General features: G+C 71.2%; 25 protein-coding genes and 2 pseudogenes. 12 read left to right on the top strand and 15 right to left on the bottom strand.

The genetic code is table 11. The features are described 5' to 3' along the window. Positions 1–197: 197 nt before the first annotated feature. Positions 198–1,367, top strand: coding sequence for a hypothetical protein (locus tag AB0N07_RS24630; protein ID WP_365838451.1), 1,170 nt, complete (start codon positions 198–200; stop codon positions 1,365–1,367). 117 nt (positions 1,368–1,484) lie between these two features. On the opposite strand, the gene AB0N07_RS24625 is transcribed toward AB0N07_RS24630, so the two are convergent. Continuing rightward, the gene (locus tag AB0N07_RS24625) at positions 1,485–2,522 is read right to left on the bottom strand and encodes a hypothetical protein (RefSeq protein ID WP_365838449.1); all 1,038 of its coding nucleotides are present in this window, start codon (positions 2,520–2,522) and stop codon (positions 1,485–1,487) included. A 239-nt stretch (positions 2,523–2,761) separates the two neighbouring features. Here AB0N07_RS24625 and AB0N07_RS24620 point away from each other — a divergent pair, with 239 nt between their 5' ends. The 3 genes from AB0N07_RS24620 to tgmB all read left to right on the top strand — a co-directional run bounded on the left by AB0N07_RS24620 (position 2,762) and on the right by tgmB (position 4,395). Continuing rightward, entirely contained in the window at positions 2,762–3,061 is a 300-nt protein-coding gene (locus AB0N07_RS24620) for a YkvA family protein (protein WP_365838447.1), read from the top strand. Between the two features lie 132 nt (positions 3,062–3,193). Then, positions 3,194–3,385: a putative ATP-grasp-modified RiPP gene (gene tgmA / locus AB0N07_RS24615; RefSeq protein ID WP_099933570.1), complete on the top strand. Its 192-nt coding sequence runs from the start codon at positions 3,194–3,196 to the stop codon at positions 3,383–3,385. A 17-nt stretch (positions 3,386–3,402) separates the two neighbouring features. Continuing rightward, the gene (gene tgmB, locus AB0N07_RS24610; RefSeq protein WP_365838444.1) at positions 3,403–4,395 is read left to right on the top strand and encodes an ATP-grasp ribosomal peptide maturase; all 993 of its coding nucleotides are present in this window, start codon (positions 3,403–3,405) and stop codon (positions 4,393–4,395) included. Between the two features lie 9 nt (positions 4,396–4,404). On the opposite strand, the gene AB0N07_RS24605 is transcribed toward tgmB, so the two are convergent. Both AB0N07_RS24605 and AB0N07_RS24600 read right to left on the bottom strand, forming a co-directional pair. Beyond that, positions 4,405–4,623: a hypothetical protein gene (locus AB0N07_RS24605; RefSeq protein WP_115911561.1), complete on the bottom strand. Its 219-nt coding sequence runs from the start codon at positions 4,621–4,623 to the stop codon at positions 4,405–4,407. A 153-nt stretch (positions 4,624–4,776) separates the two neighbouring features. After that, positions 4,777–5,016 (bottom strand): DUF5133 domain-containing protein, encoded by a 240-nt coding sequence (locus tag AB0N07_RS24600; protein WP_365838442.1) that lies wholly within the window; start codon positions 5,014–5,016, stop codon positions 4,777–4,779. A 170-nt stretch (positions 5,017–5,186) separates the two neighbouring features. Here AB0N07_RS24600 and AB0N07_RS24595 point away from each other — a divergent pair, with 170 nt between their 5' ends. Beyond that, on the top strand, positions 5,187–5,522 hold the full coding sequence (locus AB0N07_RS24595; RefSeq protein ID WP_365838440.1) for a hypothetical protein: 336 nt from the start codon (positions 5,187–5,189) through the stop codon (positions 5,520–5,522). A 71-nt stretch (positions 5,523–5,593) separates the two neighbouring features. Here the strand turns inward: AB0N07_RS24595 and AB0N07_RS24590 are convergent. Then, a pseudogene (locus tag AB0N07_RS24590) lies at positions 5,594–5,903 on the bottom strand (ATP-binding cassette domain-containing protein); the annotation flags it as partial. A 106-nt stretch (positions 5,904–6,009) separates the two neighbouring features. Between AB0N07_RS24590 and AB0N07_RS24585 the strand changes: the two are divergent. Next, positions 6,010–6,234: a hypothetical protein gene (locus AB0N07_RS24585; protein WP_365838438.1), complete on the top strand. Its 225-nt coding sequence runs from the start codon at positions 6,010–6,012 to the stop codon at positions 6,232–6,234. Between the two features lie 13 nt (positions 6,235–6,247). Here AB0N07_RS24585 and AB0N07_RS24580 read toward each other — a convergent pair whose 3' ends face one another. Then, positions 6,248–7,105: an aldo/keto reductase gene (locus tag AB0N07_RS24580; RefSeq protein ID WP_365838436.1), complete on the bottom strand. Its 858-nt coding sequence runs from the start codon at positions 7,103–7,105 to the stop codon at positions 6,248–6,250. A gap of 259 nt (positions 7,106–7,364) precedes the next feature. Here AB0N07_RS24580 and AB0N07_RS24575 point away from each other — a divergent pair, with 259 nt between their 5' ends. Further along, positions 7,365–8,258 (top strand): Gfo/Idh/MocA family oxidoreductase, encoded by an 894-nt coding sequence (locus tag AB0N07_RS24575; protein WP_365838434.1) that lies wholly within the window; start codon positions 7,365–7,367, stop codon positions 8,256–8,258. A gap of 108 nt (positions 8,259–8,366) precedes the next feature. On the opposite strand, the gene AB0N07_RS24570 is transcribed toward AB0N07_RS24575, so the two are convergent. Further along, on the bottom strand, positions 8,367–9,011 hold the full coding sequence (locus AB0N07_RS24570) for an AAA family ATPase (RefSeq protein ID WP_365838432.1): 645 nt from the start codon (positions 9,009–9,011) through the stop codon (positions 8,367–8,369). Further along, on the bottom strand, positions 9,004–9,333 hold the full coding sequence (locus AB0N07_RS24565; protein ID WP_365838430.1) for a hypothetical protein: 330 nt from the start codon (positions 9,331–9,333) through the stop codon (positions 9,004–9,006). The genes AB0N07_RS24570 and AB0N07_RS24565 overlap by 8 nt, the downstream gene beginning before the upstream one ends. A 110-nt stretch (positions 9,334–9,443) precedes the next feature. Here AB0N07_RS24565 and AB0N07_RS24560 point away from each other — a divergent pair, with 110 nt between their 5' ends. Then, positions 9,444–10,556 (top strand): PP2C family protein-serine/threonine phosphatase, encoded by a 1,113-nt coding sequence (locus tag AB0N07_RS24560; protein WP_365838428.1) that lies wholly within the window; start codon positions 9,444–9,446, stop codon positions 10,554–10,556. On the opposite strand, the pseudogene AB0N07_RS24555 reads toward AB0N07_RS24560, so the two are convergent. Continuing rightward, a pseudogene (locus AB0N07_RS24555) lies at positions 10,528–10,778 on the bottom strand (MMPL family transporter); the annotation flags it as partial. The gene AB0N07_RS24560 and the pseudogene AB0N07_RS24555 overlap by 29 nt on opposite strands. Before the next feature lie 176 nt (positions 10,779–10,954). On the opposite strand from AB0N07_RS24555, the gene AB0N07_RS24550 reads away from it, so the two are divergent. Beyond that, positions 10,955–11,161, top strand: a complete 207-nt coding sequence (locus AB0N07_RS24550; RefSeq protein WP_365838426.1) for a hypothetical protein — start codon at positions 10,955–10,957, stop codon at positions 11,159–11,161. A gap of 44 nt (positions 11,162–11,205) precedes the next feature. Here AB0N07_RS24550 and AB0N07_RS24545 read toward each other — a convergent pair whose 3' ends face one another. Further along, the gene (locus AB0N07_RS24545) at positions 11,206–12,336 is read right to left on the bottom strand and encodes a sulfite oxidase (RefSeq protein WP_365838424.1); all 1,131 of its coding nucleotides are present in this window, start codon (positions 12,334–12,336) and stop codon (positions 11,206–11,208) included. 207 nt (positions 12,337–12,543) lie between these two features. On the opposite strand from AB0N07_RS24545, the gene sthA reads away from it, so the two are divergent. Beyond that, on the top strand, positions 12,544–13,947 hold the full coding sequence (sthA, locus tag AB0N07_RS24540; RefSeq protein WP_365838422.1) for a Si-specific NAD(P)(+) transhydrogenase: 1,404 nt from the start codon (positions 12,544–12,546) through the stop codon (positions 13,945–13,947). Positions 13,948–13,957: 10 nt separating this feature from the next. Here the strand turns inward: sthA and AB0N07_RS24535 are convergent, their stop codons facing one another. Next, complete coding sequence (locus AB0N07_RS24535; protein ID WP_365838420.1) at positions 13,958–14,461, bottom strand: DUF5709 domain-containing protein; 504 nt, start codon at positions 14,459–14,461, stop codon at positions 13,958–13,960. A 348-nt stretch (positions 14,462–14,809) separates the two neighbouring features. On the opposite strand from AB0N07_RS24535, the gene AB0N07_RS24530 reads away from it, so the two are divergent. Together AB0N07_RS24530 and AB0N07_RS24525 are read left to right on the top strand one after the other, a co-directional pair. After that, entirely contained in the window at positions 14,810–16,282 is a 1,473-nt protein-coding gene (locus AB0N07_RS24530) for an APC family permease (RefSeq protein ID WP_365838418.1), read from the top strand. Between the two features lie 11 nt (positions 16,283–16,293). Beyond that, on the top strand, positions 16,294–17,253 hold the full coding sequence (locus AB0N07_RS24525; RefSeq protein ID WP_365838416.1) for a hypothetical protein: 960 nt from the start codon (positions 16,294–16,296) through the stop codon (positions 17,251–17,253). 21 nt (positions 17,254–17,274) lie between these two features. Here AB0N07_RS24525 and AB0N07_RS24520 read toward each other — a convergent pair whose 3' ends face one another. The 5 genes from AB0N07_RS24520 to AB0N07_RS24500 form a co-directional block, all read right to left on the bottom strand. Further along, positions 17,275–18,423, bottom strand: coding sequence for a HoxN/HupN/NixA family nickel/cobalt transporter (locus AB0N07_RS24520; protein ID WP_365838414.1), 1,149 nt, complete (start codon positions 18,421–18,423; stop codon positions 17,275–17,277). Between the two features lie 141 nt (positions 18,424–18,564). Further along, complete coding sequence (gene prcB / locus AB0N07_RS24515) at positions 18,565–19,419, bottom strand: proteasome subunit beta (protein WP_365838412.1); 855 nt, start codon at positions 19,417–19,419, stop codon at positions 18,565–18,567. 109 nt (positions 19,420–19,528) lie between these two features. Further along, positions 19,529–21,874 (bottom strand): glycosyl hydrolase family 65 protein, encoded by a 2,346-nt coding sequence (locus tag AB0N07_RS24510; protein WP_365838410.1) that lies wholly within the window; start codon positions 21,872–21,874, stop codon positions 19,529–19,531. After that, complete coding sequence (locus tag AB0N07_RS24505; protein ID WP_365838408.1) at positions 21,871–22,623, bottom strand: beta-phosphoglucomutase family hydrolase; 753 nt, start codon at positions 22,621–22,623, stop codon at positions 21,871–21,873. Before AB0N07_RS24505 ends, AB0N07_RS24510 begins: the two co-directional genes overlap by 4 nt. 54 nt (positions 22,624–22,677) lie before the next feature. After that, positions 22,678–23,073 carry a nuclear transport factor 2 family protein gene (locus tag AB0N07_RS24500; protein ID WP_365838406.1) on the bottom strand — a complete coding sequence of 132 codons (396 nt, stop codon included), beginning with the start codon at positions 23,071–23,073 and terminating at the stop codon, positions 22,678–22,680. Positions 23,074–23,149 lie beyond the last annotated feature (76 nt).

Below are 23,149 nucleotides of genomic sequence, written 5' to 3'. Positions count from 1 at the left end.
TGGGCGGGCCCTGTTCGCGGGCGCCATTGTGGCGGGGCCGGTGCGCCGGGGATACGGGTGAACCGGATGTCCTGGAGTGCGTTCCTCGCACCCCGAGTGCACCGCGCGCCTCCCGTGCGAGCACCCCCCGGGGGAACCCCGCCGACGCGCGGCGACGATACTGGTCGACACACGTGCCCCCGCCCTCAGATGGACTCATGCGTACTTCGTCCTCCGTCCGACCGACCCCGTCCCCCACCCTGTGGCTGGCCCGCGGCCGCCATACCGGATCCGATGCCGAAGACGTCGTGCGCCGGACGCTGCACCGGCTCAAGGACGAGGGGACCATCGACGACCATCTCGAGGTGGCTGCCTCCGAGGCCTCCGCGAGCCCTTCGGACTGCGTCTTCGAGGCGCGGTGGACGGTCGCCGAGTCGGTGACCGTACGGGCCCGGCTGACCCTGACGCGCGATGCCGACCCCGGCGTGCAGTGGGTGCTGGCGGCGGAGGCGGAACGCCCGTGGGAGCAGGGGTGGCCGTCCCCGGCGACCATGTTCTGGCCCGCGGAGCCGGATGCACCCTGGGACCACCAGCCCGGCACGGGCCTTCGCCTGCGGGAGGCGAACCGCCTGCCCGCGGACGACAAGGAGATCCGGCGTCTGCTCCGCAACTCCGTGCGCGGAGGCTGGAACATCAACCTCGTCGTGCACGAGGCGATGACGCCCGACGAGCGCGGCCGGCTGCCGCTCGGCCCGCTGCTGCCGCCGAGCCTGCGCCATCGTGTGCTGGAGCACCGTGCCGCACCGGACCAGCTGCGCATCGTCAACCGGGTCCTGCGCGAGTTCGGGGTGCAGGTCCCGCGCGGCGGTGCCGTCCTGCTGCCCACCACGTCGGCCCCGGAAGGCTTCGACGCGGACGACTTCTCCGTACGCACCGTCTTCCTCGACGGCTCACGGCCCGCACAGCTCGTCGACGCCCTGACCCGTTTCACCGCACTGCCGCTTCCGCTGCCGGACGGTGCCGAGGAGGCCGTCACCGCCCTGCGGGACGACTGGCAGTTGCGGACGCTCGAGGAGGAACTCGCCCACGCACGGGGGCTCGTGGCCATGTACGCCGAGGCGCTCGAGGCCATGACCAAGTCCCGGGATCTGTACCGTGAGGCCGCCGAGCGCGCGCACGAAGCGCTGGCCGTCTACCGCGAGAACGGCGACCACCTGCCCGCCCGGCCGCAGCCGCCCACTCCGCCCCAGGGCTCCCCGTTCCAGCAGCTGACCCGGAGGCTGGAGCGGCTCAAGGACACCGCCAAGGCGCTGCGTCCCACATCCGCCCCGGACAGCGGGCGGGAGCCGGACGGCGCAGTCGAGCGACCGGACTCCTCCGGCCGCTGAGCACCTGGGCACAGGGCCCGCCTGCGCGCGGTCTTGCCCACGGCGCCGAAGCGCCCGCGGTCCGGAGAACGCGGGCGCGGGGCCACGACGCCGTGCGGGCGCCGGGGAGGCGACGCATCAGTCGAGACGCCGAGCCGTGGCCAGAGGACGGGCGGGAGCACCCCCAAGGGCGGGAGGGCGCGCTGCTGCGCGCAGGACCAGGGCCGTCACTGCCGTCAGCGCCGCGATCACGGCGACCAGGCCGGCGAGCCAGCCCGGGGCGAGCGTGAGGTCGAGCGCCCGGAACAGCGACCGCGAGCGGAACCCGCGGTACAGCTCGGCCCCGGCAAGCAGCGCCGGCAGCACGGCCGCGACCACGAGCACGGCCCGGACGGGCCGCAGGGTCACCAGTACGGCCAGCAGGGCGTACAGGATCGACACGGCGATGCCGGAGGCGTACACCTGGACCGACGTGCCCGACTTGTACGTCGGGAACCAGAGCAGCGCGCACAGGAAGAGTGCGGCTGCGACGAGCAGGCCCGCCCACGGCGGCCGCTCGGCGGCGCGACGCGGCGCACCGACGGGCTGCCTCGGCATGGTGTCGCCACCGTAGGAAGGCAGGACCGTCGGGAACGGCGGAAGACCGCTGCCGGTGCCTTCCGGACGCCAGTCCGCCTCACCGGCCTGCGGAAACGACGGCTCCGTCTTGGGCGGGGCGGGGTGGGCACCGCGTTCTGTGCTCAGCCGGCCGATGAGTTCCACGAGGTCCTCCACGGACCGCGCCGCGGCGACCGCCTTTGCGGCCTCCTGTCCGAAGCGGCGCTCCGTCGACGGCAGGTGCAGCAGCGCCATCAGCCGGGTCACTTCCTCCACCGGACGGTTCTCGGCCGCTGCACGGATGACCTCGTCCGCACTGGAAGGGTCGCGCGGTGGTTCGGTCAGCAGGGTGACCAGGCGGGTGACGTCCTCCACGGAACGGTCCGTGCCGACCGCGCGCAGCGCGTCGATGGTGGCTTTCGCATACTCCGGGGACTGCTCCAGCATGGTGATCAGGTTGGCGACTTCCTCCAATGGCCGATCCGCGATGGCGGCATGCACCAGGGCGCTGGCCGGGTCGTCGTGCGCGCCGACTATGGAGGGGGCGTAGGGACGGGGTGATGAAGAGCGGATGCTCATGACTCTCCTCCATGGAATAGACGGAACGGTTCACCTGCTCTCGCATCTCCCGGCGCGTTTCACGACGTTGCGATGCAGTGCCATTACTAAGCGCCGATTCCGGTGCGTGCCAGTCGGGATGGGCCACAGGTGTGAGGCCCCGTCGCGCTTCTGACGGGGTGACGGAGGACGTACGAACGACGGAAAGGGGAATCCGAGACAGGGGGCGCGCCGTTCGGCACGCCGGATGGAGGAGGACCGTGAAATGGACCACAACGGTGATCGTGGTCGCCGTGGCTCTCGCGGCGCTCGCCTTCGCGGTTGCCGTCGCCCTGCTGGTGCGGCTGGTTCGGGCGCGGCGCGACCTGATGCGTGCCGGGCTTCCGACCGGGCGGCGCTGGGTCTTCTGGGGGGCCGTCCTGTACTTCCTGCTGCCGACCGACCTGCTGCCCGACCCGGTCTACCTGGACGACATCGGCGTCCTGCTCCTCGCTCTGCGCAGCCTGCGCGGCCTGCGCGGCCCTCTGGACGGGCCGAATCGTCATGAATCCTCCCTGTGACTACGCAGAGTAAGGAAACCAATCACTCGTTCGATTCGTATAAGTGACTGGAAGGGCAATGCAGTCGGCGGACCGGGCGGCGCCGCGGGGATCGGACCACCGGGTCGGTGCTGCACTGACGAGGGAGACACGATGCAACCGTTCGCGCTCAACTACGCACGTCCGGCGGTGGAGTTGGAAGCCACGACTCCGTACGTCTACGACTCCGGGCTGCAGTTGAACGTGCTCATGGACGGCCGGGTCGCCGCCGGTGACCTCGCGCTGCTCAGAGAGTTGGGGACCACCACGTCCACCGCGGGTTCCAAGACACACTTCGACGACTGAACGCGGAACGGCCCACTATGACCGTGCTGATCCTGACCTGTGAAGAGGACGTGACCGCCGACATGGTGGTCGTGCACCTGAACTCGTCCGGGGTCCCGGTGGTCCGCCTGGACCCCGCCGACCTGCCCGGCGGTGTCGCGTTGTCCGGTGAGTACGTGCACGGCCGTTTCCGCGGCCACCTCCAGTCCGCGGGCCGCCTGGTGAGCATCGCCGGGCTGCGGTCGGTCTGGGTGCGCAGGCCGGGGGATGCGGCCGCGCGGGCGGCCCAGCCCTCCGCCTGGCTGACCGAGGAGTCCGCCCAGGCGCTCTACGGCATGCTGCGGGGCTCGGGCGCCCGCTGGATGAACCACCCCGACGCGGCCCGCCGAGCCCGGCACAAGCCGTGGCAGCTGCGGCTCGCCCAGCGCTGCGGACTGCCCGTGCCGGCCACGTTGATCACGACGTTTCCGCAGGCGGCCCGGGAGTTCGCCGACCGCTATCCGGATCTGGTGGTCAAGCCGGTCTCCGGGGCGCATCCGCAGGATCCGCCCCGGGCGGTGCCGACCAGCAGGGTGGCGCCGGACACGGACTTCTCCGCCGTGGCGTTCGGGCCGACGCTGCTGCAACGGCGGGTCGGCAAGCGGGCCGACATCCGGCTGACCGTGGTGGGCGAGCGGCTGCTGGCGGCCCGCAAGGCGACTGCCGACGATGCGGATCCGGACGAGCCCGGTGCGGTGGACGTGCGCTTCGCCCCGACCGACACGCCGTGGCGTGCGACCGACGTCCCGCCGCGCATCGCCGACGCCGTCCGTTCATATCTGCGTGAGGCCGAACTGGCCTACGGCGCCTTCGACTTCGCCGAGGACGCCGACGGGACCTGGTGGTTCCTGGAGTGCAATCAGTCGGGGCAGTTCGGCTTCGTCGAGGTGGAGACGGGTCTGCCGATCGCCCGGACCATAGCGGAGTGGCTGGCCCATCCCGGGCCGGAGCCGCAGACACGAGTCAACGGCTCCAGCACCACGGTGTGTTGAGGGCGGCGGTCAGTGGGGCAGCGAGCCGGGCAGCAGCGCGGTCCGCTGCCATCCGGCCCCCGGGGAGGAGTGGCGCTCGGGGGCGGCGGGTACGGAGCCGAAGGACTGCAGCGGCCGCATGGCGTACTCCAGTTCCCGGCTCACGCGCTCGGCCTCCCGGCGAGCCTGAGTGGGGACGTCGCCGCGCTCGGCGACGAGTCGGTCGTAGATCGGGGAATCCTGGAACACCGACGCGCCTTTCGTGTGGTGGCCCATGCGCATGGGCACGGCTGTCGAGTGTATGCGCCCCGGGATACCAGGGTGTGAATTCTCCAGGAGCACTTGACGCCGCCACGGCGGTTGTGGCTGCCCGGATGTGCGTCATTCGAAGCTGTCGTCGCGTCAGACGGCCAGTGACAGGCCGCCGTCCCCGCCTGCGGGCCCTCGCGAGGCGATGAGCAGGGCGTCCGCCTCAGCGATCGCGTCCTCTACGCTTGCGGCTCCCATGGTGGCGCACAGCGCTCGGCTGACGTCCGCCAACTCCCGTGCGGCCTGCGGCTTCTCACGCTCCGCCTGCGCGATGCGCAGCGACGCGTATCTGGTGAGCAACGTTCTGACGACCTTGGGGTCCGGAACGAGCACGAAGTGCCCCTCTCTTTGGTTTGCGCCTCGCCTTCCCGGTCAGGCCCGGACCAATCGCATCTTCCGCGCCCCGGGCCTCAATTGACGCAAAACCGCCGTCCGACCCGATTCCCAGCGCGCCGCGAGGCGTTGAACAGAGGGTAACCCCCTCAGCACGAACGGTGAAGCACATGAACCGCTCCGGCCGCCTCCTCTGCACCCTCTACCTCACCACCAGCGCCGAACTCGCCTGGGCCACGGTCCTCGAATTCCTCCACGGCCCCCGGTGGGCCGCATGTCTGTTCGCCGCGGCGAGCCTGGTCCCGGTCATCGCCGTCCTCCGCGAGACCCTGATCCGCGACCTGCGCAGGGCCACGGTCGTGGCACGCCACCCCGCGCGCACGGCCACCGACGAGATCGTGCGCGGTGAGCTGGACGCCGCGTGCTGCGAACGGTGGTGGACGAGCCTCGGCATCCACCACGACTCGACCTGCCCGCACGGCATGCGCCGCAGCAGCGCCGCCTGAGGAGACGGCGGCGGGGCGCGTCCGGCGGCTCAGGCGACCTGTCCGCCGTGCAGCTGTGCATACGCCCCGCCACCCCTCACGGTGGACAGCCGGTGCGCCACCACGAAAGTGGTCCGCCCGTCCAGCAGCCGGGCCAGTGCCTGCTGGACAAGGGCCTCGGCGCGGGTGTCCAGGGCCGAGGTGGCCTCGTCCAGGATCAGCACCTTGCGATCCCGGATCAGGGCGCGGACGATGGCCGACCGCCGGCGCTGCCCGCCGGAAAGGCGGGCGCCGCGCTCGCCGACCACGGTGTCCAGGCCCTGCGGCAGCCGGTCGACGAACTCCAGTGCGCCGGCGTCACACAGGGCCGTGCTGCACCGTTTCCTCGTCGGCCCCGTCCAAGGCGGCGACCCGAACCACCGTTGACGAGGTCGAGGCGCATGGCGGAGGTCAGCAGCCTGCGCAGGGTGCCGTCCGTGCGGCGCACACTGCCGTACAGGAGGCGTACATGGAGCAGGCGCCGGGGGCGGTTGACCAGCAGGATGAGCAGGATGATCCCAGTGCTCAACCAGACCGGGCTGTGCTTGCCGGTGAACACGCCGACCGCCGCGGTCAGGTGACGGCGGTCGGCGCGGAACAGGTAACCGAGGGTGCGGACCGGGTGTTCGTTGCCGTAGCGGTGGTCGAGAGGTTTTCCGACGACGACGCCATCGGCGGGGGTCCTCCGCCGTGACCGGGTGGTGCTGTCAGCCGGCGTCGAGCTGTGCGAGTTCCTCGGCGTCGAGGGTGAGTTCGGTCGCGGCGAGGGAGTCTAGGATGGTCTCCGGGCGGCTGGCACCGGGGATGGGCACGACCACCGGCGACTTGGCGAGCATCCAGGCCAGGCACACGCGCTGCGGGCTGACCCCGTGGGCTTCGGCGATCCGCGCGAACGGCGCGTAGGCGGAGCCCAGTTCACGGGCCCGGGAGATGCCGCCGAGCGGGCTCCAGGGCAGGAAGGCGATGCCGAGTTCGTCGCACAGCTCGAGTTCCGGCTCGCTGGAGCGGAAGGCCGGGGAGAACTGGTTCTGCACGGAGACCAGCCGGCCGCCGAGGATGTCGTTGGCCTGCCTGATCTGTTCGGGGTCGGCGTTGGAGATGCCGGCCAGCTGGATCTTGCCCTCGTCCAGCAGGTCGCGGATCGCACCGACGGACTCGGCGTACGGCACCCTCGGGTCGGGGCGGTGGAACTGGTAGAGCCCGATGGCCTCCACGCCGAGCCGGCGCAGGGACGCCTCGCAGGCCTCCTTGAGGTGGCGGGGGCTGCCGTCGAGGGTCCAGCTGCCGTCGCCGGGGCGCAGATGGCCGCCCTTGGTGGCGACCAGGACGTCCCGGCCGCGGTCGTGGGAGGAGAGCGCCTTGGCGATCAGGGTCTCGTTGTGGCCGACCTCGTGGGCGTCCCGGTGGTAGGCGTCCGCGGTGTCGATCAGGGTCACGCCGGCGTCGAGGGCGGCGTGGATCGTGGCGAGGGAGCGTGCCTCGTCCGGCCGTCCCTCGATCGACATGGGCATCCCGCCCAGGCCGATCGCGCTGACTTCGACGTCACCGATGCGGCGGGTCTGCATGTGCTCGTGCCCTCTTCCGGTTGTCGCGCTGTACCGAATGACGTTCGGCCCACCGCACGTGGAGTGCGGGAGAGGCCAAACGCATTCCAGCCTGACCCGCCCACGGGCCGCAGGTCCAATAGAGGAAAGCGAACGCATTCAGCAGCCGCACCACTGAATCGCCGCCTCCGCCGTATCTGCTTGCGCGACCCGCCGGTCGGTGTGCGAGGCTCGCCGCGACCGGTCGCCACAACGGGCGACGGAGTGGAGAGGCGACGGCATGCGCATGGGACTTCTCGGTACCGGCCCCTGGGCGGAGATGGCGCACGCCCCCGCCCTGCACGAGCATGCGGAGCTGGAGTTCGTGGGGGTGTGGGGCCGCCGTACGCAAGCCGCGAAGCAGCTCGCCGACCGGTTCGGCACGCGTGCCTACGACGACGTCGATGCACTGTTCGCCGACGTGGACGCGGTCGCGGTCGCCCTGCCGCCGGCCGTACAGGCGGAACTCGCGGTGCGGGCGGCGCGGGCGGGGTGCCATCTGCTGCTGGACAAGCCCCTCGCCACGACGGTCGGGCAGGGGCAGGCCGTGGTCGACGCCGTCCAGGAGGCCGGTGTCGCCTCGGTCGTCTTCTTCACCAGCCGTTTCGTGCCCGAGACCGAGGCATGGATCACCGAACAGGCGGGGTTGGGGGGCTGGTTCACGGCGCACGCCCAGTGGCTGGGCGCGCTGTTCGGCGGTGACAGCGACAGCCCGTTCGCCAACTCGCCGTGGCGGCGGGAGAAGGGCGCGCTGTGGGACGTGGGCCCGCATGCCCTGTCCGTGCTGCTGCCGGTCCTCGGTGACGCCCGGCGTGTGGTGGCCGCGGCGCCCGGTCCCGGCGACACGGTCCATCTGGTCCTCGACCATGCCGGCGGCGCGTCGAGCACCCTGACGCTCAGTCTGTCGGCCCCGTCCGCGGCGTCGTGTGCCGCTGCCGAACTCCGGGGCGCGGCAGGGGTGTCGGTGCTGCCGCAGAGCGCCGAGGGAGCCGTCGCCGCGCTCGGGCACGCCGCCGACGCACTGCTCGCCGCCGCCCGCACCGGGCGACCGCACGCCTGCGACGCCGCGTTCGGCCAGCGGGTCACCGAGATCCTCGTCGAGGCCCAGGCGCTGTTGGAGGGTGCCGCCGACTGACGCGACGTCACGGCCCGTCCACCGTGGCCTGTTTGACCACATCGAGGACCGTCATCGATGCGGTCGAGCCACAGGCCCTGATGGAAAGTGCCGTCAGCCGGCACGGCGTCATGGTCTGCCCGGCGCAGTCGGCTTCGCCGCCGCGGCGAGGACCGAGTCGACCAGCGTGGGGACGGTCCGTCCGGCTCCGGCGTCGATGCGGTCGAGGCCCAACTCGTCGAGGGTCTCGACCAGCAGACTCTGATAGCGCTCCGTCCGGGCGAGGAAGCGGTCCATCAGCGCCCGTTCCTCGTCCGTCGCCGACTCGTACCGTCCGCCCGCGTGCACCCGGGCGCGCAGCACGGTCTCGTCGGCCGTCAGCCACACCGCGCCCGTGTGCGGGACGTCCAGTCCGGCGACGCGGACGGGCCACAGCGCCGAGCCCTCCAGGACGAGGCCCGCGCCGGCCCCGTTCTGGGCCGCATGGGTCGTGATCAGTGTGCGAATGCGTGGCCACAGCCGTTCGTAGTGGGCGAGGACGGACGTGATCAGTTCGTCCACCGTCAGCGACGCGTAGTGCTCGGCGACATGCGCGGGCACCTCCCGCTCCGGGGTTCTCCAGGGCCGCCCGGGGTGACGGGCCAGCAGGTCCGTCGACCGATACTCGAACCCGAGACGCTCCGCCACCGCCCGTGCGACCGTCGACTTGCCCACGTGCGACGTGCCCCCGATGAGCACCACCCGCAGGCCAGCCACCCCCGCGCCGCTACGCATGCTCGAACGGTTCGTCGCTCCAGCGGAACCAGGCCCGGTCGCCCTCGATGTGCAGCAGGAACTCGGGAACGGGTCCGTCCGGCGAGGACAGGGACACCCGTCTGGTGATCTCGTCATAGGCCGCTTCCCACTCCTGCCAGTGCTCCTCGTCGTCCCGCTCGATCAGGGCGAGTTCACGGGCGAACAGGTCCCGGACCGCCGCAAAGGCCGGACCGGCGGTGAAACGACCGGACAGCCACGGAAAGTCGGCGTCGTCGATCAGGATCTCCCCGACCTGCTCCGCCCCCGTGCGCACCTGCCAGACCTCGCCCTCGAACCCCACGCCGCATCCCCCTTCAGCCGCCGCCGATCACCGCCATCGGCCAGCATGCCACCCGGCACCGACAGCCGGCCCGGCGTGCGGGCGGCGTCCCGCCGTAGGAGCGTGGTGCTGTGGGAAAGGTGCACCTTCTGTCAGCGCGTCGGCAGTACCACGACCGGCGGGGCTGGCTGCGGGGCGCGCCACCGCCCCGGCTGGTGCGGATGCTCCCGCTCGGGCTGATCGTGGGCGTCTGCGCGGCCACCCTGGCCAGCCACGAACCCCTCGACATCGGTTTTCTGCTCGGCGCCATCCCACCGCTTGCCGTCCTCTCGTACGGGCCGCTGGCGACCGCCCTCCTCGGCGGTGTCGTCGTCGCCGTGCTCAACATCCCGGCCTTCCAGCTCAATCACCCTGGCAACACGGATCTGTGGACCATCACCTTCGTCGCCGTGCTGAGTGTGTTCGTGTCGTATGTGCGCAGCCGCCGCGACGCCCAGCTGGATCTGGAGCGCACGGTCGCGGAGGCCGCGCAGCGCGCCGTCGTCCCCCCGGTGCCCGAGCGGGTCGGCCCGGTCCGCTGTGTGGGCCTGTACCGGGCCGCCCAGCGCGGCACTCTGGTGGGCGGCGACTTCTTCGACGTACGCGAGGGGCCGCACGGGGTGCGGGCCGTGATGGGCGACGTCCAGGGGCACGGGCTGGCGGCGGTCGCCACCGTCGCCTCCCTGCTGGGGGCCTTCCGGGAGGCGGTGCTGGACCAGCCGGACCTGGAGTCGGTCGCCGCCCGGCTCGACCGCAGGCTGGAGCTGGACTCGGCGTCGTCCCGGTACGCCGAGCTGTTCGCGACCGCCGTACTGCTGGAGTTCTCGCCCGACGGCCGGTCGGTACGGATGGTGTCCTGCGGGCATCCGGCGCCCGTGCTGCTGCGCGGCCGGCAGGCCACCGAGATCGAGCTCGCCGCATGGACGCCGCTCGGCCTCGGCCTGTCCGACGGCAGTCCGCACGCCGGGCTCACGCTGCGGCTGGAGCCCGGCCACAGCCTGTTCCTGGCTTCGGACGGCGTGAGCGAGGCCCGCGACCCCTCCGGCACCTTCTACCCGTTGACCGACCGGCTGTCCGCGCTGGCCGACGACGACCCGGCCGTACTCGCCGACCGGGTGTGGGCGGATCTCGTACGATACTGCCCTGCCGTCGACGACGACGTGACGATGCTTGTCCTCACGCCCGCGTCATCGGACGGTGGCTGACGTCCGGCGCGGGGCCTGCCACCTGCTCGCCCTCGGCGTCGATGTGCGACATGATCCGGTCCAGCCGGCGGGGCGTCCACCAGGCGTGCGGCCCCAGCAGCGTCATCACGGCCGGAACCATCATCAGCCGTACGACGTCGCGTCGATCAGCGCGCTCACCGCGAGCCCCGGGCCGAGCAGGACGCTCACCATGATCGGGGCGGCGCAGGTGATGACCCGGGACCCAGCCGTCGCAGCACCCTCCGGTGACAGGCCCGCGCCACGGTCGTCGCCTCCCATTAGACGCCCGCCCTGTCACTCCTGCATCCCGGGTCGCTCGCGTGTGCTTCCGGATGCACGCCGGGCTCCCGCGATGAATGGTGTTAGCAGTAGCGATCCGGACTCGAGGAGCAGAGATCATGCCGACGTCACAGCCCGACGTGTCCGGGCCGTCCGAGGACCGCATCACCCCGGACGACCTGCTCCACACCCGTACCGGCACCGATGTGTCGCCGGAGGACCTCGTCCTTGCCACGGGCAGGGACATCACCCCGCACAACCTCGAATGGGCCAGGCGCAAGCTGGAGACGGAGGGCCCCGCCGCCCTGGAGAAACTGCTGCCGTAGAGCCGTACCCGTCGCGTACGCCCGCCTGGAGACCCGGTGCCGGTTCAGTCCGTGTCGTCGGGCTCCAGGCACAGCACCGGCACCCGCTGGACGAGGTTGTTGGTGAAGCCGCCGCGGCTCCAGTGCTGCTCCAGCGGCTGGGTGTGTCCTTCGGCGTCGGTGGCCCGCGCGCTCAGCACATGCTCGCCGGGGGTCGCCGTCCAGTCGAGGTGCCAGCGGCGCCACGCCCACCGGCACCCGCCGTCGGGCTCCAGTTCGGCCTCGTGCCAGCTGCGCCCGTCGTCCGTGCTCAGCTCGGCCCGCGCGAGCGGTGCCCGCCCCGACCAGGCGCGGCCCTCCAGGGTCACCGGGCCGGGCCGCAGCACGCGGGTGCGGGACATGAAGTCCGGGAAGCCGGGCGGGATCAGCAGGGCGCGCGGCTCGATGCGGGTGACCGGCCGGCCCTCGTCCGCGGGGTCCTGCCGCAGCCGGTAGGCCACGGCCTGCTGGAAACCGGTGAACGGCGCGTCGGTGACGGTGATCTCGCGCAGCCACTTCACCTGGGCCATGCCGTACCAGCCGGGCACGATCAGGCGCAGCGGACGGCCGTGCTGGGGCAGCAGTGGGGCGCCGTTCATCGCGTACGCCACGAGTACCTCGGGCTCGGTGCCCGTGGCCACGTCCACCGGCAGGGAGCGCTGGTAGTCCTGTTCGACGCCGCGTTCCACTCCGTGGTCGGCGCCGGTGAAGACCACGTCGACGGCATCGGGTTCCACGCCGGCCTCGGCGAGCAGCAGCCGCAGGGGTACGCCCGTCCACTCGGCGGTGCCGACCGCCTCGACGAGCCAGGGCTGGCTGACCGGACGGGGCGTCAGCAGGGCCCGCCCGTTGCCCGCGCACTCCATGGTCACGCGCTTGGTGACCTGGGGGCGGATCCGCAGTTCGGCCAGGTCGAGCTGCAGCGCACGGCGGACCCGGCCCCCGACGCTCAGCGGCCAGGGCGTGTCGTCGGGGACGTACGGGATGTCGTAGTGCGTCAGCAGGTAGTGCAGGCCCGGCGGTGTGACGTCGTAGCGCAGCGCCTCGAGCGGGAGACCGTGGTTACGGGTGGCGAGCGCCAGTTCGTCACGGCCGATGCCCTCGTCGAGGGCGGCGAGCCGGGCGGGGGTGCTCGCGTCGGCGAGTCGGTGGCCCATGCCGGCATTATCGCTCCGCTGGGTCGGGCCGCGATGGGTTGTGCCGCGATGTGGCGTCGGTTGTCTGCGGGTTCGTCGTGGCTGGTCGCGCAGTTCCTCGCGCCCCTTCGGGGCACGCCAACTGCAGGGTCCGCCCCGTCACTTCGCGGGCGGTTGTTGTCCGTTCAGTCTTTCGAAGCGGGGCCCGGGGCTGACAGACTCCGGAGGGTGCCCGACTTCGACATGCTTGTCATAGGATCCGGCCCGGGTGGCCAGAAGGCCGCCATCGCCGCGGCCAAGCTCGGCCGCCGGGTCGCCGTCGTCGACCGCCCCGACATGGTCGGCGGGGTCTCCATCCATACCGGCACCATCCCCTCCAAGACCCTGCGCGAGGCGGTGCTGTATCTGACCGGTCTCACCCAGCGGGATCTGTACGGGCAGAGCTACCGGCTGAAGGAGGACATCACCGTCTCCGACCTGACCTCGCGCACCGAGCACGTGGTCGGCCGGGAGGTCGACGTCATCCGCAACCAGCTCTCCCGCAACCACGTCTCCCTCTTCGCCGGCACCGGCAGTTTCGTCGACCCGCACACCATCGCGCTGCGCGAGGTCACCGGCAATGAACGGCTGCTGAGCGCGGAGCACATCGTCATCGCCACCGGTACTCGCCCGGCCCGGCCGGACAGTGTCGAGTTCGACGGCCGTACGATCATGGACTCCGACAACGTGCTGGCGCTGGAACGCGTCCCGCGCTCCATGGTCATCGTCGGCGCGGGAGTCATCGGCATGGAGTACGCCTCCATGTTCGCCGCGCTCGGCAGCAAGGTGACGGTCGTCGAGAAGCGTGCCGGGATGCTCGACATGTGCGACGTCGAGGTCATCGAGTCGCTCAAGTACCACCTGCGGGACCTGGCCGTGACGTTCCGGTTCGGCGAGACCGTCGCCGCGGTGGAGCGGCACGCGCGGGGCACGCTCACCATCCTGGAGAGCGGCAAGAAGATACCGGCGGACGCCGTGATGTACTCGGCGGGCCGGCAGGGCCTGACCGACGAACTCGACCTGGCCAAGGCCGGACTGTCCGCGGACAAGCGCGGGCGGATCACCGTGGACGAGCACTACCGCACCGAGGTGCCGCACATCTACGCCGTCGGTGACGTGATCGGCTTCCCCGCACTGGCCGCGACCTCCATGGAGCAGGGGCGGGCGGCCGCCTACCATGCCTTCGGCGAACCGGTCGGCCAGATGCACAACCTGCAGCCCATCGGCATCTACACCATCCCGGAGATCAGTTTCGTCGGTCGGACCGAGGACCAACTCACCGAGGACTGCGTGCCGTTCGAGGTCGGCATCTCCCGCTACCGGGAACTGGCCCGCGGCCAGATCATCGGCGACTCGCACGGCATGCTGAAGCTGCTGGTCTCCCCCGATGACCGCACCCTGCTCGGAGTGCACTGCTTCGGCACCGGCGCCACCGAGCTCATCCACATCGGCCAGTCGGTGATGGGCTGCGGCGGCACCGTCGACTATCTGGTCGACGCGGTCTTCAATTACCCGACGCTGGCGGAGTCCTACAAGGTCGCCGCCCTCGACGCCACGAACAAGCTGCGGCAGATCGACCGGATCGGCGACTGACGGGCCGGCGTCACCGGTCCTGCTCGGCGTCGGGCAGCTGCGTCTCGTCCTCGACGACGTGGACGGCGGCCTCCTCGGCGCCGGCGGCGCCGCCGTCGATGCCCACGTCGTCGGCGACCGTCTCCTTGGTCCTGTCGGGGTGTGCGCCCTCGTCCGGAGCGACCAGGCGGCCCGCGCGTTCCGTGCCGGCCTCGGGGTCGACGGGTTCGCCCTCGCCTCCGGGGAGGTCGCCGACCTGGTCACCGGCGGGCACGGCCGCGTCGGGGACCTCCTCGGCGAGCCGTTCGTCGAGGCTCTCGCCGCTGTGCTGCTCGGCGGCCGTCGTGCCGTGTTTGGTGACGCCGAGCGGCTTCTCCGGCGGGGAGTAGCCTTCGTCGAGGGTGTCGTCGTAGGTGCGTTCGTCGACGGCGTCCTGGAGGTCGAGCGGCGCCGCGTCCGCCTGCTCCTCGTTCGTCGCGGTGGGCTGGTAGGCGTCGTCAGCCATCGGTTCGGGGCTGGTGTGTTCGCTGCCCATGAGTGCCTCCCTCGCGCGCTGCGGCGGGTCGTTCTCTGTACGGTGTCCGATCCGCGTTTCCCGTTGCGCGCCGTCCAATCACGGCTGTCCCCGGCGGCGCAGGAGGTTACTTCTTGGTCAATCTTGAAAGGTCAAGGAGTAGGGCTATCATCACTCGCATACACGGTGTGACCGAACGACAACGCAGGCGGCCGTGCGCTCTCCACCACCCCCTTTGTTTATCGCTGCCCTTGATCTGCTCCGAGGCCAACCCTCGGGGATCCGGGGCGGGTTCATCACCCCCCACCTCCCCCTACGCCGTCGGGGCGGGTCGCCCTCGCGTCGTGCAAGACGGAAAGCAGCGCAACCATGAGCAACAGCAGGGGCAGAGGGCTGCAGGCCAATGCCCTCGGTACGTTCGACACCGTGGTGATGGCCGTCGCGGGCAGCGCCCCGGCGTACTCGATCGCCGCGACCACCGCGGTCCTCGTCGGCGCGGTGGGCCTGGCCAGCCCTGCCGCGCTGCTGTACTGCGCGATACCCATGCTGGGCATCGCACTGGCGTTCAGCTATCTGAGCCGTATCGACGTGAACGCGGGGGCCAGCTACTCCTGGGTGGGGCGCACCCTGCATCCCTTTCTCGGGTTCATCAGCGGCTGGGCGCTGGTCATCTCGGCGACCATCTTCATGGTGGCCGGCTCGCTTCCCGCGGGGTCGATGACGCTGGCCCTGTTCGACGACGGCCTCTCCGACAACACCGCGCTGTCGACGGTGGTCGGCGCGGCCTGGTTCATCATCATGCTGCTCGTGGTGCTCGGCGGCGCCCGGCTCACCGTCCGAGCCCAGCTCGTCATGTCCGGCGTGGAGCTGGCGATACTGGCGCTGTTCGCGGTGCTCGCCCTGTTCCACACCGGCAACGCCCGCGTGTTCGACTGGTCCTGGCTCGGCTTCTCCCACTTCGACGGGGTGTCGGGCTTCGCGTCGGGCGCACTCGTCGCCGCCTTCTACTACTGGGGCTGGGACGTCACCAGCAACCTGAGCGAGGAGACCCGCAACAGCCGCCGTACGACGGGACTCGCCGGGCTGATCGGAGTGGGCGTCGTCTTCCTGCTGTTCGAGGTGTTCACCATCGCGGTGAACGTCATCCTGTCCTCGAAGCAGATCGCGGCGAACGACGCGAACGTGCTGGGTGTGCTGGGTGAGGAGATCTGGCCGGGCTGGGGCGGCAAGCTGCTGATCGTGGCGGTGATGCTGTCGACCATCGCCACCCTGGAGACCACCCTCATCCAGGTCACGCGCTCGCTGTTCGCGATGGGCCGTGACCGTACGATGCCCTCCGCGCTCGGCCGGGTGCACCGCACCTGGAACACCCCGTGGGTGGCGATCACGGTGGTAGGCGCGGTGGCGCTGGCGATGTTCATCGCCTCCAACGCGCTGGGCTCGGTGGGAGAGATCCTCTCCGACGCGATCTCGGCGATCGGCCTGCAGATCGCCGTGTACTACGGCCTCGCGGGCCTCGCGGTGGTGGTGGCGTACCGCAGGATGCTGCTGAAGTCGCCCGCCAACTTCCTGCTCGGCGGGCTGTGGCCGCTGTTCGGCGCCCTGTTCATGTTCTGGATCTTCGCCGAGTCGCTGAGCGAGCTCGACAGCGCGGCGATCGCGATCGGCATCGGCGGGCTCGCCGTCGGGCTGGTGCCGATGCTCTGGTACTGGAGGCAGGGCAGCGACTACTACCGGCCCGCCCGCCTGGACGCAAGCCGCACCGTCGAGGCGGAGTACGTCCCCGACGACCTATCCACCGCGAACTCCCGTGTCCACGAAGGTCTCTCCACCGACTTCTGAGGCAGACCCCGATGGCGAGAGACCGATTCGTTCCCGACTACGACCCCGACTGCGGGGACGCGCCCCTGACCAACGCACGACACGACATCGTCATCGGCCGCTGGCAGGGCCTCAGGGACCTGCTGCGGGACACCGGCCCGGGCTGGCTCGCACGCGGCCACCGCATCCGGCAGCTCGCACAGTCCTGCGCGGGCAGTTCCACCGTGGAGTCCTGGCTCGCGGCCGAGCCCCACAGCGGCGACGCGCTGGTGCTGCGGGCGGCGACGGAGACGGCCCGTACGTTCAACCTGGCGATCGCCGCGGGCCGGGGCGTGCCGATCGACCAGCACCGCATCGACACCGCGGTGACGGCATGTCTGCAGGCCGCGGAGGCATATCTGGACGACCCGACGCCGTGGATCTCCCTGATCTCGGTGGCCCGGCTTTACTCCTCGGGGGTGCGCCGGCAGGAACTGTCGCGCTGGTGGGACGAGTTGCACCAGCGCGACCCGTACAGCGTGGAGGGTCACCTGCAGGTCCTGCACTACTACTCGGCCCGCTGGCACGGCAGCCACGGCCTCATGTACGACTTCGCCCGTGACGCGGCCGGAGTGGCACCCGCCGGCTGCGCACTGCCCGTTCTGGTGCAGTACGCGCGGGTGGAGGAGTACCGCTACGCCCTCGACGCGGCACAGGGCAGCCAGTCCGCGGTGGGCCTCGGGCAGCACTGGAACCACGACGGCGCGGTCAGCGACGTACGCCGTACCTGGCAGCGCTGGATCGTGGGCCGCGCGGACAGCGGCATCGCCCCCGGTGAACTGCGCGACCTCAACTACCTGGCACACGCCGCCTGCAACGCAAACGTCCCGGACGTCGCCGCCACCCTGCTGCGGATGCTGGGGCGCCGGACCACACGGACTCCCTGGTCCTACACGGGAGATCCGGACCAGCAGTTCGTGAGGTGGCGCAAGGAGCTGAAACTGCGGGGCTGAGCGCCCGGACGGACGGCGGGTCTAGTCCACGGGCTGCTGCGCGGTCCGGGACAGGCCCGCCGTCCATTTCTCCTCGATGCGGCCCAGCTTCCACACCAGCAGGGCCACGATCCAGGTGGCGAGGAACAGGCCGACGACGGCGAAGCCGACGATGTTGAGGTCGAGGCCGGCGACCCAGTCCCAGAACGCGCCGTGCAGATCGAGCTTCTCGGCGAGCAGGCCGAGGAGTTCGACGGTGCCGATGAGCAGGGCGACGGCGACCGAGAGGCCGGTGATGGTGAGGTTGTAGTAGACCTTGCGGACCGGCTTGGAGAACGCCCAGTCATAGGCGAAGTTCATGAACGAGCCGTCGATGGTGTCGAGGAGCGACATGCCCGCGGCGAACAGCACGGGCAGGCACAGGATCGCGTACCAGGGAAGTCCCGAGGCGGCGCCGGAGCCGGCCAGCACGAGCAGCGCGATCTCGGTGGCGGTGTCGAAGCCGAGGCCGAAGAGCAGGCCGAGCGGGTACATGTGCCAGGGCTTGCCGACCGACTTCATGACGCGGCCCAGCAGGCGGTTCATGAAGCCGCGGTTGTTCAGTTGCTCCTCCAGGGCCGCCTCGTCGAAGTCGCCGGAGCGCATCCGGCGGAAGACCTTCCAGATTCCCGCCATGATCACGAGGTTGATGATCGCGATGAGGTAGAGAAAGGTTCCGGAGACGGTCGTGCCGATGAGGCCGGTGATGTCGTGCAGCCGGGAGTTGTCGTCGCGGACCGGTCCGGCCACGGCCTTGACGCCGAAGGAGAGCAGCAGCGCCAGGGCGAAGACGACGCTGGAGTGCCCGAGGGAGAACCAGAAGCCGACCGAGAGGGGCCGCTGTCCCTCTCCCATCAGCTTGCGGGTGGTGTTGTCGATCGCGGCGATGTGGTCCGCGTCGAAGGCGTGCCGCATGCCGAGCGTGTAGGCGGTGACGCCGATGCCGACGCCGAAGGACTGCTTGCCGACGCTGTAGTGCTCGGGGGCGACGATCCCGGCCAGCGTGAACCAGCCGACGAGGTGCAGGGCGAGGACGAAGGCGGCCATCCCGCCGGTCCTGGTCCACTCCTCCCGTGTCATCGAGGTGCGGACACGGTGCCAGGCGGAGGCCTTGGCGGGGAGCGGCGGAGCGGTGTCGGGGGCGGCCGTCATACGGGGATGTCTTCCTTCGGGTGCACAGCGGCTGCGGTCTGCAGCCTTGTGCCATCCTCCTGTACTTGCAAATGATGTGCAGCAAAGGTCGTGACAGCTCTTCCCCATGGAAGAGGAAAGACGAACGTGCGGGGCCTGTGCTCAGGGAGTGGCGGTCGGCCCGTCCGGCCGGCTGCGGCGCTGCTCGACCATCTCGCGGCTCAGCGCCTCGGTTTCGGGTTCCGACAGCCGCTCGAAGCCTTCCTCGGTGATCACCGAAACGATGGGGAAGATACGGCGGTTGATGTCCGGGCCGCCGGTCGCGGAGTCGTCGTCGGCCGCGTCGTAGAGGGCCTGCAGGGCGGCCAGGGCCGCCTCCCGCCGGTCCATGCCCTTGCGGAACAGCTTCTTGAGCGCGCCCCGGGCGTACGGCGATCCGGAGCCCTCGGCGTGGAAGTCCGTCTTCTCGTACAGGCCGCCGACGACGTCGAAGCTGAAGATGCGCCCCTTCTCGCCGTCCGGGGCCGTCTCGTCGTAGCCGGTCAGCAGCGGTACGACGGCGAGGCCCTGCATCGCCTGGCCGAGGTTCTGCCGGATCATCCCGGCCAGGCGCCTCGCCTTGGCGTTGAGGGTCATCGGGATGCCCTCGATCTTCTCGAAGTGCGTCAGCTCGACCTGGTACAGCTTCACCATGTCCAGGGCGAGTCCGACGGAGCCGGCGAAGGCCACGGCGGTGTGGTCGTCCGCGGGGTGCACCTTCTCCAGGTCGCGCTGGGCGATGAGGTTGCCCATCGTGGCGCGGCGGTCGCCGGCGATCAGCACGCCGTCGCGGTAGGCGAGGGCCAGCACGGTGGTGCCGTGCGGGAACCGGCCGGGCTCGGCGCGGACGCCGTCGGGGAAGGGCGGCCGGGTGGGCAGCAGTTCGGGGCGGTGGGCGGCAAGGAACTCGGTGAAGGACGCGGTTCCCGGAGTGAAGAACTCCTCTCCCAGCTGGCCGCCGGTGTCGCTCGCTGTCATGCCACTCCCCCTTCTCGTCGGCCGGACATCCGACTCCTACCTGAACCGTGGGCCCCGGAAACACCCGCCCCGCTCCCGCTCGGCCGGCCGGCGTTGACAACGCTCGTGATCAATACACCTGGCGCGGGCTGCGGTGCGGTGGCTGCTGTGGGGCCGGACGGGCCGGGAGTTGCGGGATCTCGCGGACGACGGGGCCGTCGTCGCGGAGGGTCACGGGGCTTTCGTGGTGGCGGATGGTCAGGGGCGGGCCGGACAGCAGGGTGTACGTGGCCTTGTCGGGGCCGACCTCCACGCGCAGGCGGCGGCCGAGGAGCTGGAGGGAGAAGGCCAGGCGGCTGAACTTCTCGGGCAGGCGCGGGGCGAAGCGCAGCGTGTCGCCGTCGCGGCGCAGTCCCCCGAAACCGGCCACCAGGGCCGTCCAGGTGCCGGCGAGAGACGCGATGTGCAACCCGTCGCGCGTGTTGTGCTGCAGGTCCGCCAGATCCATCAGCGCCGACTCGGCCGTGTAGGCGTAGGCGAGGTCCAGATGGCCGGCCTGGGCGGCGATCACGGCCTGGACGCTCGCCGACAGCGAGGAGTCCCGGACGGTGAGGGGCTCGTAGTAGGCGAAGTTGCGGGCTATCTGCTCGTCGTCGAAGTGGCTGCCGCAGGTGTACATCGCGAGCACCAGGTCGGCCTGTTTGACGACCTGTTTGCGGTAGAGGTCGAAATAGGGGAAGTGAAGCATCAGCGGGTACTGGTCCGGGCGGGTGCGGGTGAAGTCCCAGCGCTGGTAGCGGGTGAAGCCGGCGTGCTGCTCGTGCACGCCGAGTTCGTGGTTGTACGGGATGTGCATGGCCTCGGCGGCGTCCCGCCAGGCCGCGCTCTCCTCGTCGTCGACACCCAGCCGCGCGGCCCGCTCCGGGTGCCGCTTGCAGGCGTCCGCGGCCGCCAGCAGGTTCGCGCGCGCCATGAGGTTGGTGTACGTGTTGTCGTCGGCGACCGCGCTGTACTCGTCGGGGCCGGTGACGCCGTCGATGTGGAAGGCGCCCTCGTGGTCGTGATGGCCCAGCGAGCGCCACAGCCGGGCCGTCTCCACCAGCAGCTCTGTGCCGGCGTCCCGCTCGAACTGCTCGTCCCCGCTCGCCTCCGTGTACCGCACGACGGCGTCGGCGACGGCGGCGTTCACGTGGAAGGCGGCGGTGCCGGCCGGCCAGTACGCCGAGCCTTCCGACCCCTCGATGGTGCGCCACGGGAACGCGGCACCGTTCAGACCGAGCTGGGCCGCGCGCTCCCGGGCGGCGGGCAGGGTGCTGTGCCGCCAGCGCAGCGCCTCGGCCACGGCCTCGGGCGCGGTGTAGGTGAGCAGGGGCAGCACGAAGGCCTCGGTGTCCCAGAAAGCGTGGCCGTCGTAGCCGGAGCCGGTCAGGCCCTTGGCGGGGATCGCGCGCTGTTCGGCGCGGGCGCCGGCCTGCAGGACGTGGAAGAGGGCGAAGCGGACGGCCTGCTGGATCTCCTCGTCGCCGTCGACCTCGACGTCGGCGCGCGCCCAGAAGTCGTCGAGATACGCGCGCTGTTCGTCCGCGAGGGCCGCCCAGCCGCCGACCGCGGCAGCCGCGAGGGCCGCGTCGACCTGGTCGCCCATCGCCGGTTTGGAGCGGGTGGCCGACCAGCCGTGGGCGACGAGCTTCTCCACGCGCAGCCGCTCGCCCGGTTCGAGGACGGAGGTGACGGTGAGGCGGGCGACGTCCTCGTTGCTCTCGCTGCCGGTCGTGGTCGCGTCCGGGCCGCAGACGACGTGGTCGGCGCCCACGGCGACGCGCTGACCGGTACGCCGGGTGCGGTGCACGAGGCGGAGCCGGGTTCCCTCGGCGAAGGCCTCCTCCGCCTCCAGGGGCGACTGCAGGGCCATGGCCGCCCGTGGGTCGCCCTTGCGCTCGGGCAGTTGCTCATTGGCGACGAGCTCCGACTGGACGACCACACGCGTGCGCGTGCCCACGGCCTCCACCTCGTAGGCCACGGCGGCGATCGCCCGCTGGGTGAGGGAGACGAGCCGGGTCGAGCGCACCCGGATCGTGGTACCGGCCGGCGAGACCCATTCGCAGACCCGCTCCAGCACTCCCTTGCGCAGGTCGAGGGTGCGCTCGTGGGAGACGAGGCGGCCGTAGCGCAGGTCGAAGGGCTCGTCGTCGACCAGCAGACGCAGGACCTTGCCGTTGGTGACGTTGATGACGGTCTGCCCGGACTCCGGGTAGCCGTAGCCGGCCTCCGCGTAGGGCAGCGGGTGCAGTTCGTGGACACCGCCGAGGTAGGAGCCGGGCAGGCCGTGCGGTTCGCCCTCGTCGAGGTTGCCGCGCCAGCCGACGTGGCCGTTGGACAGCGCGAAGACGGACTCGCTCTGCGCCAGGACGTCGAGATTGAGCTCCGTCTCGCGCACGGCCCAGGGTTCGACGGTGTACGACCGGTGGGTGATCACGCCCGGCCTCCCAGTTCGGCGAGGTCCTTGACGACCACGTCCGCGCCGTGTGCGTACAGCGCGTCGGCCTGTCCCACCCGGTCGACGCCGACGACGTATCCGAAGTGGCCGGACCGGCCGGCGTCCATGCCGGCGAGGGCGTCCTCGAAGACGGCCGCTCGTGACGGCTCGATCCCGAGGTCATGGGCGGCCTCGAGGAAGGTGTCGGGACGCGGTTTGCCGGGCAGTTTGCGCTCGGCCGCCACGACACCGTCGATGCGGACCTCGAAGAGGTCCTCGGCGTGGATCGAGCGCAGCACGTCACGGGTGTTGGCGCTGGAGGAGACGATCGCGGTGCGCAGACCATGGGCTCGCACGGCCTCGATGTAGCGCAGGGTGCCGTCGTAGGCCTCGACGCCCTGGGTGCGGATCCTCTCCAGGAGCAGGACGTTCTTGCGGTTGCCGAGCCCGTGGACGGTCGCCTTGTCGGGCGGGTCGTCGGGGGATCCCTCGGGCAGTTCGATGCCCCGCGAGGAGAGAAAGGTGCGGACGCCGTCGGCGCGGGGGCGCCCGTCGACGTACTCGTCGTAGTCGGCTACGGCGTCGAAGGGTCGGAAGCCCTCGCCGTCACGGCCGCGCAGGAAGGCGTCGAAGGTCTCCTTCCAGGCGGCGGCGTGCACGACGGCCGTCCGGGTCACGACCCCGTCGAGGTCGAAGAGGCAGGCCTGGATGTCTTCGGGGAGACCGAGGGGAGGACCGAGCTGCGTCATACGGGTCCGGTTCCCCGTCCGGGGACATCCAGCTTGTGGCGCACGCCACATCGGTCAGTCGTGCGGGAACGAGTGGTGCTCTTGTGCGACCAGCCGGCGCCCACGCTCCTTGCGCAGGCCGAGCGTCAACCGCAGCCGGAGGGTGGGGTGTTCGGCCGGCTCCCCGGGTGTGCCGCAGCGCAGCAGCGCGTGCGCGCAGGCGGCGTCCTTGCCGGCCGTGACGTCCAGGAACTCGATGTCGAAGCAGGCGCCCTGGGCCTGCCGGGCGAAGAACGGCGGCCGGGTCGCGCGGTAGGCGGCGAGGCCGTGCAGGCCCTCGTGCGGCGGCGGGACGTCGTACATCACGATGTCCTCGGTGTGGTCCGCGAGGACGCCGTCGAGGTCGCCCCGGTGAACGGACTCGGCCCACTTCGTGATCAGTGCGCGGATCTGCGCCGCGTCGTCGGGCACGACACGCTCCCTGCCCGTACGGGCTGTGGCGGCCTGTAGGGACACGACTCCCCGTCCGGCCGGAAATCGTCGCCGC

The sequence above is a fragment of the Streptomyces sp. NPDC051172 genome (assembly GCF_040682555.1).
GTDB lineage: Bacteria > Actinomycetota > Actinomycetes > Streptomycetales > Streptomycetaceae > Streptomyces.
This window is presented reverse-complemented; position numbering and strand designations above follow the sequence as displayed.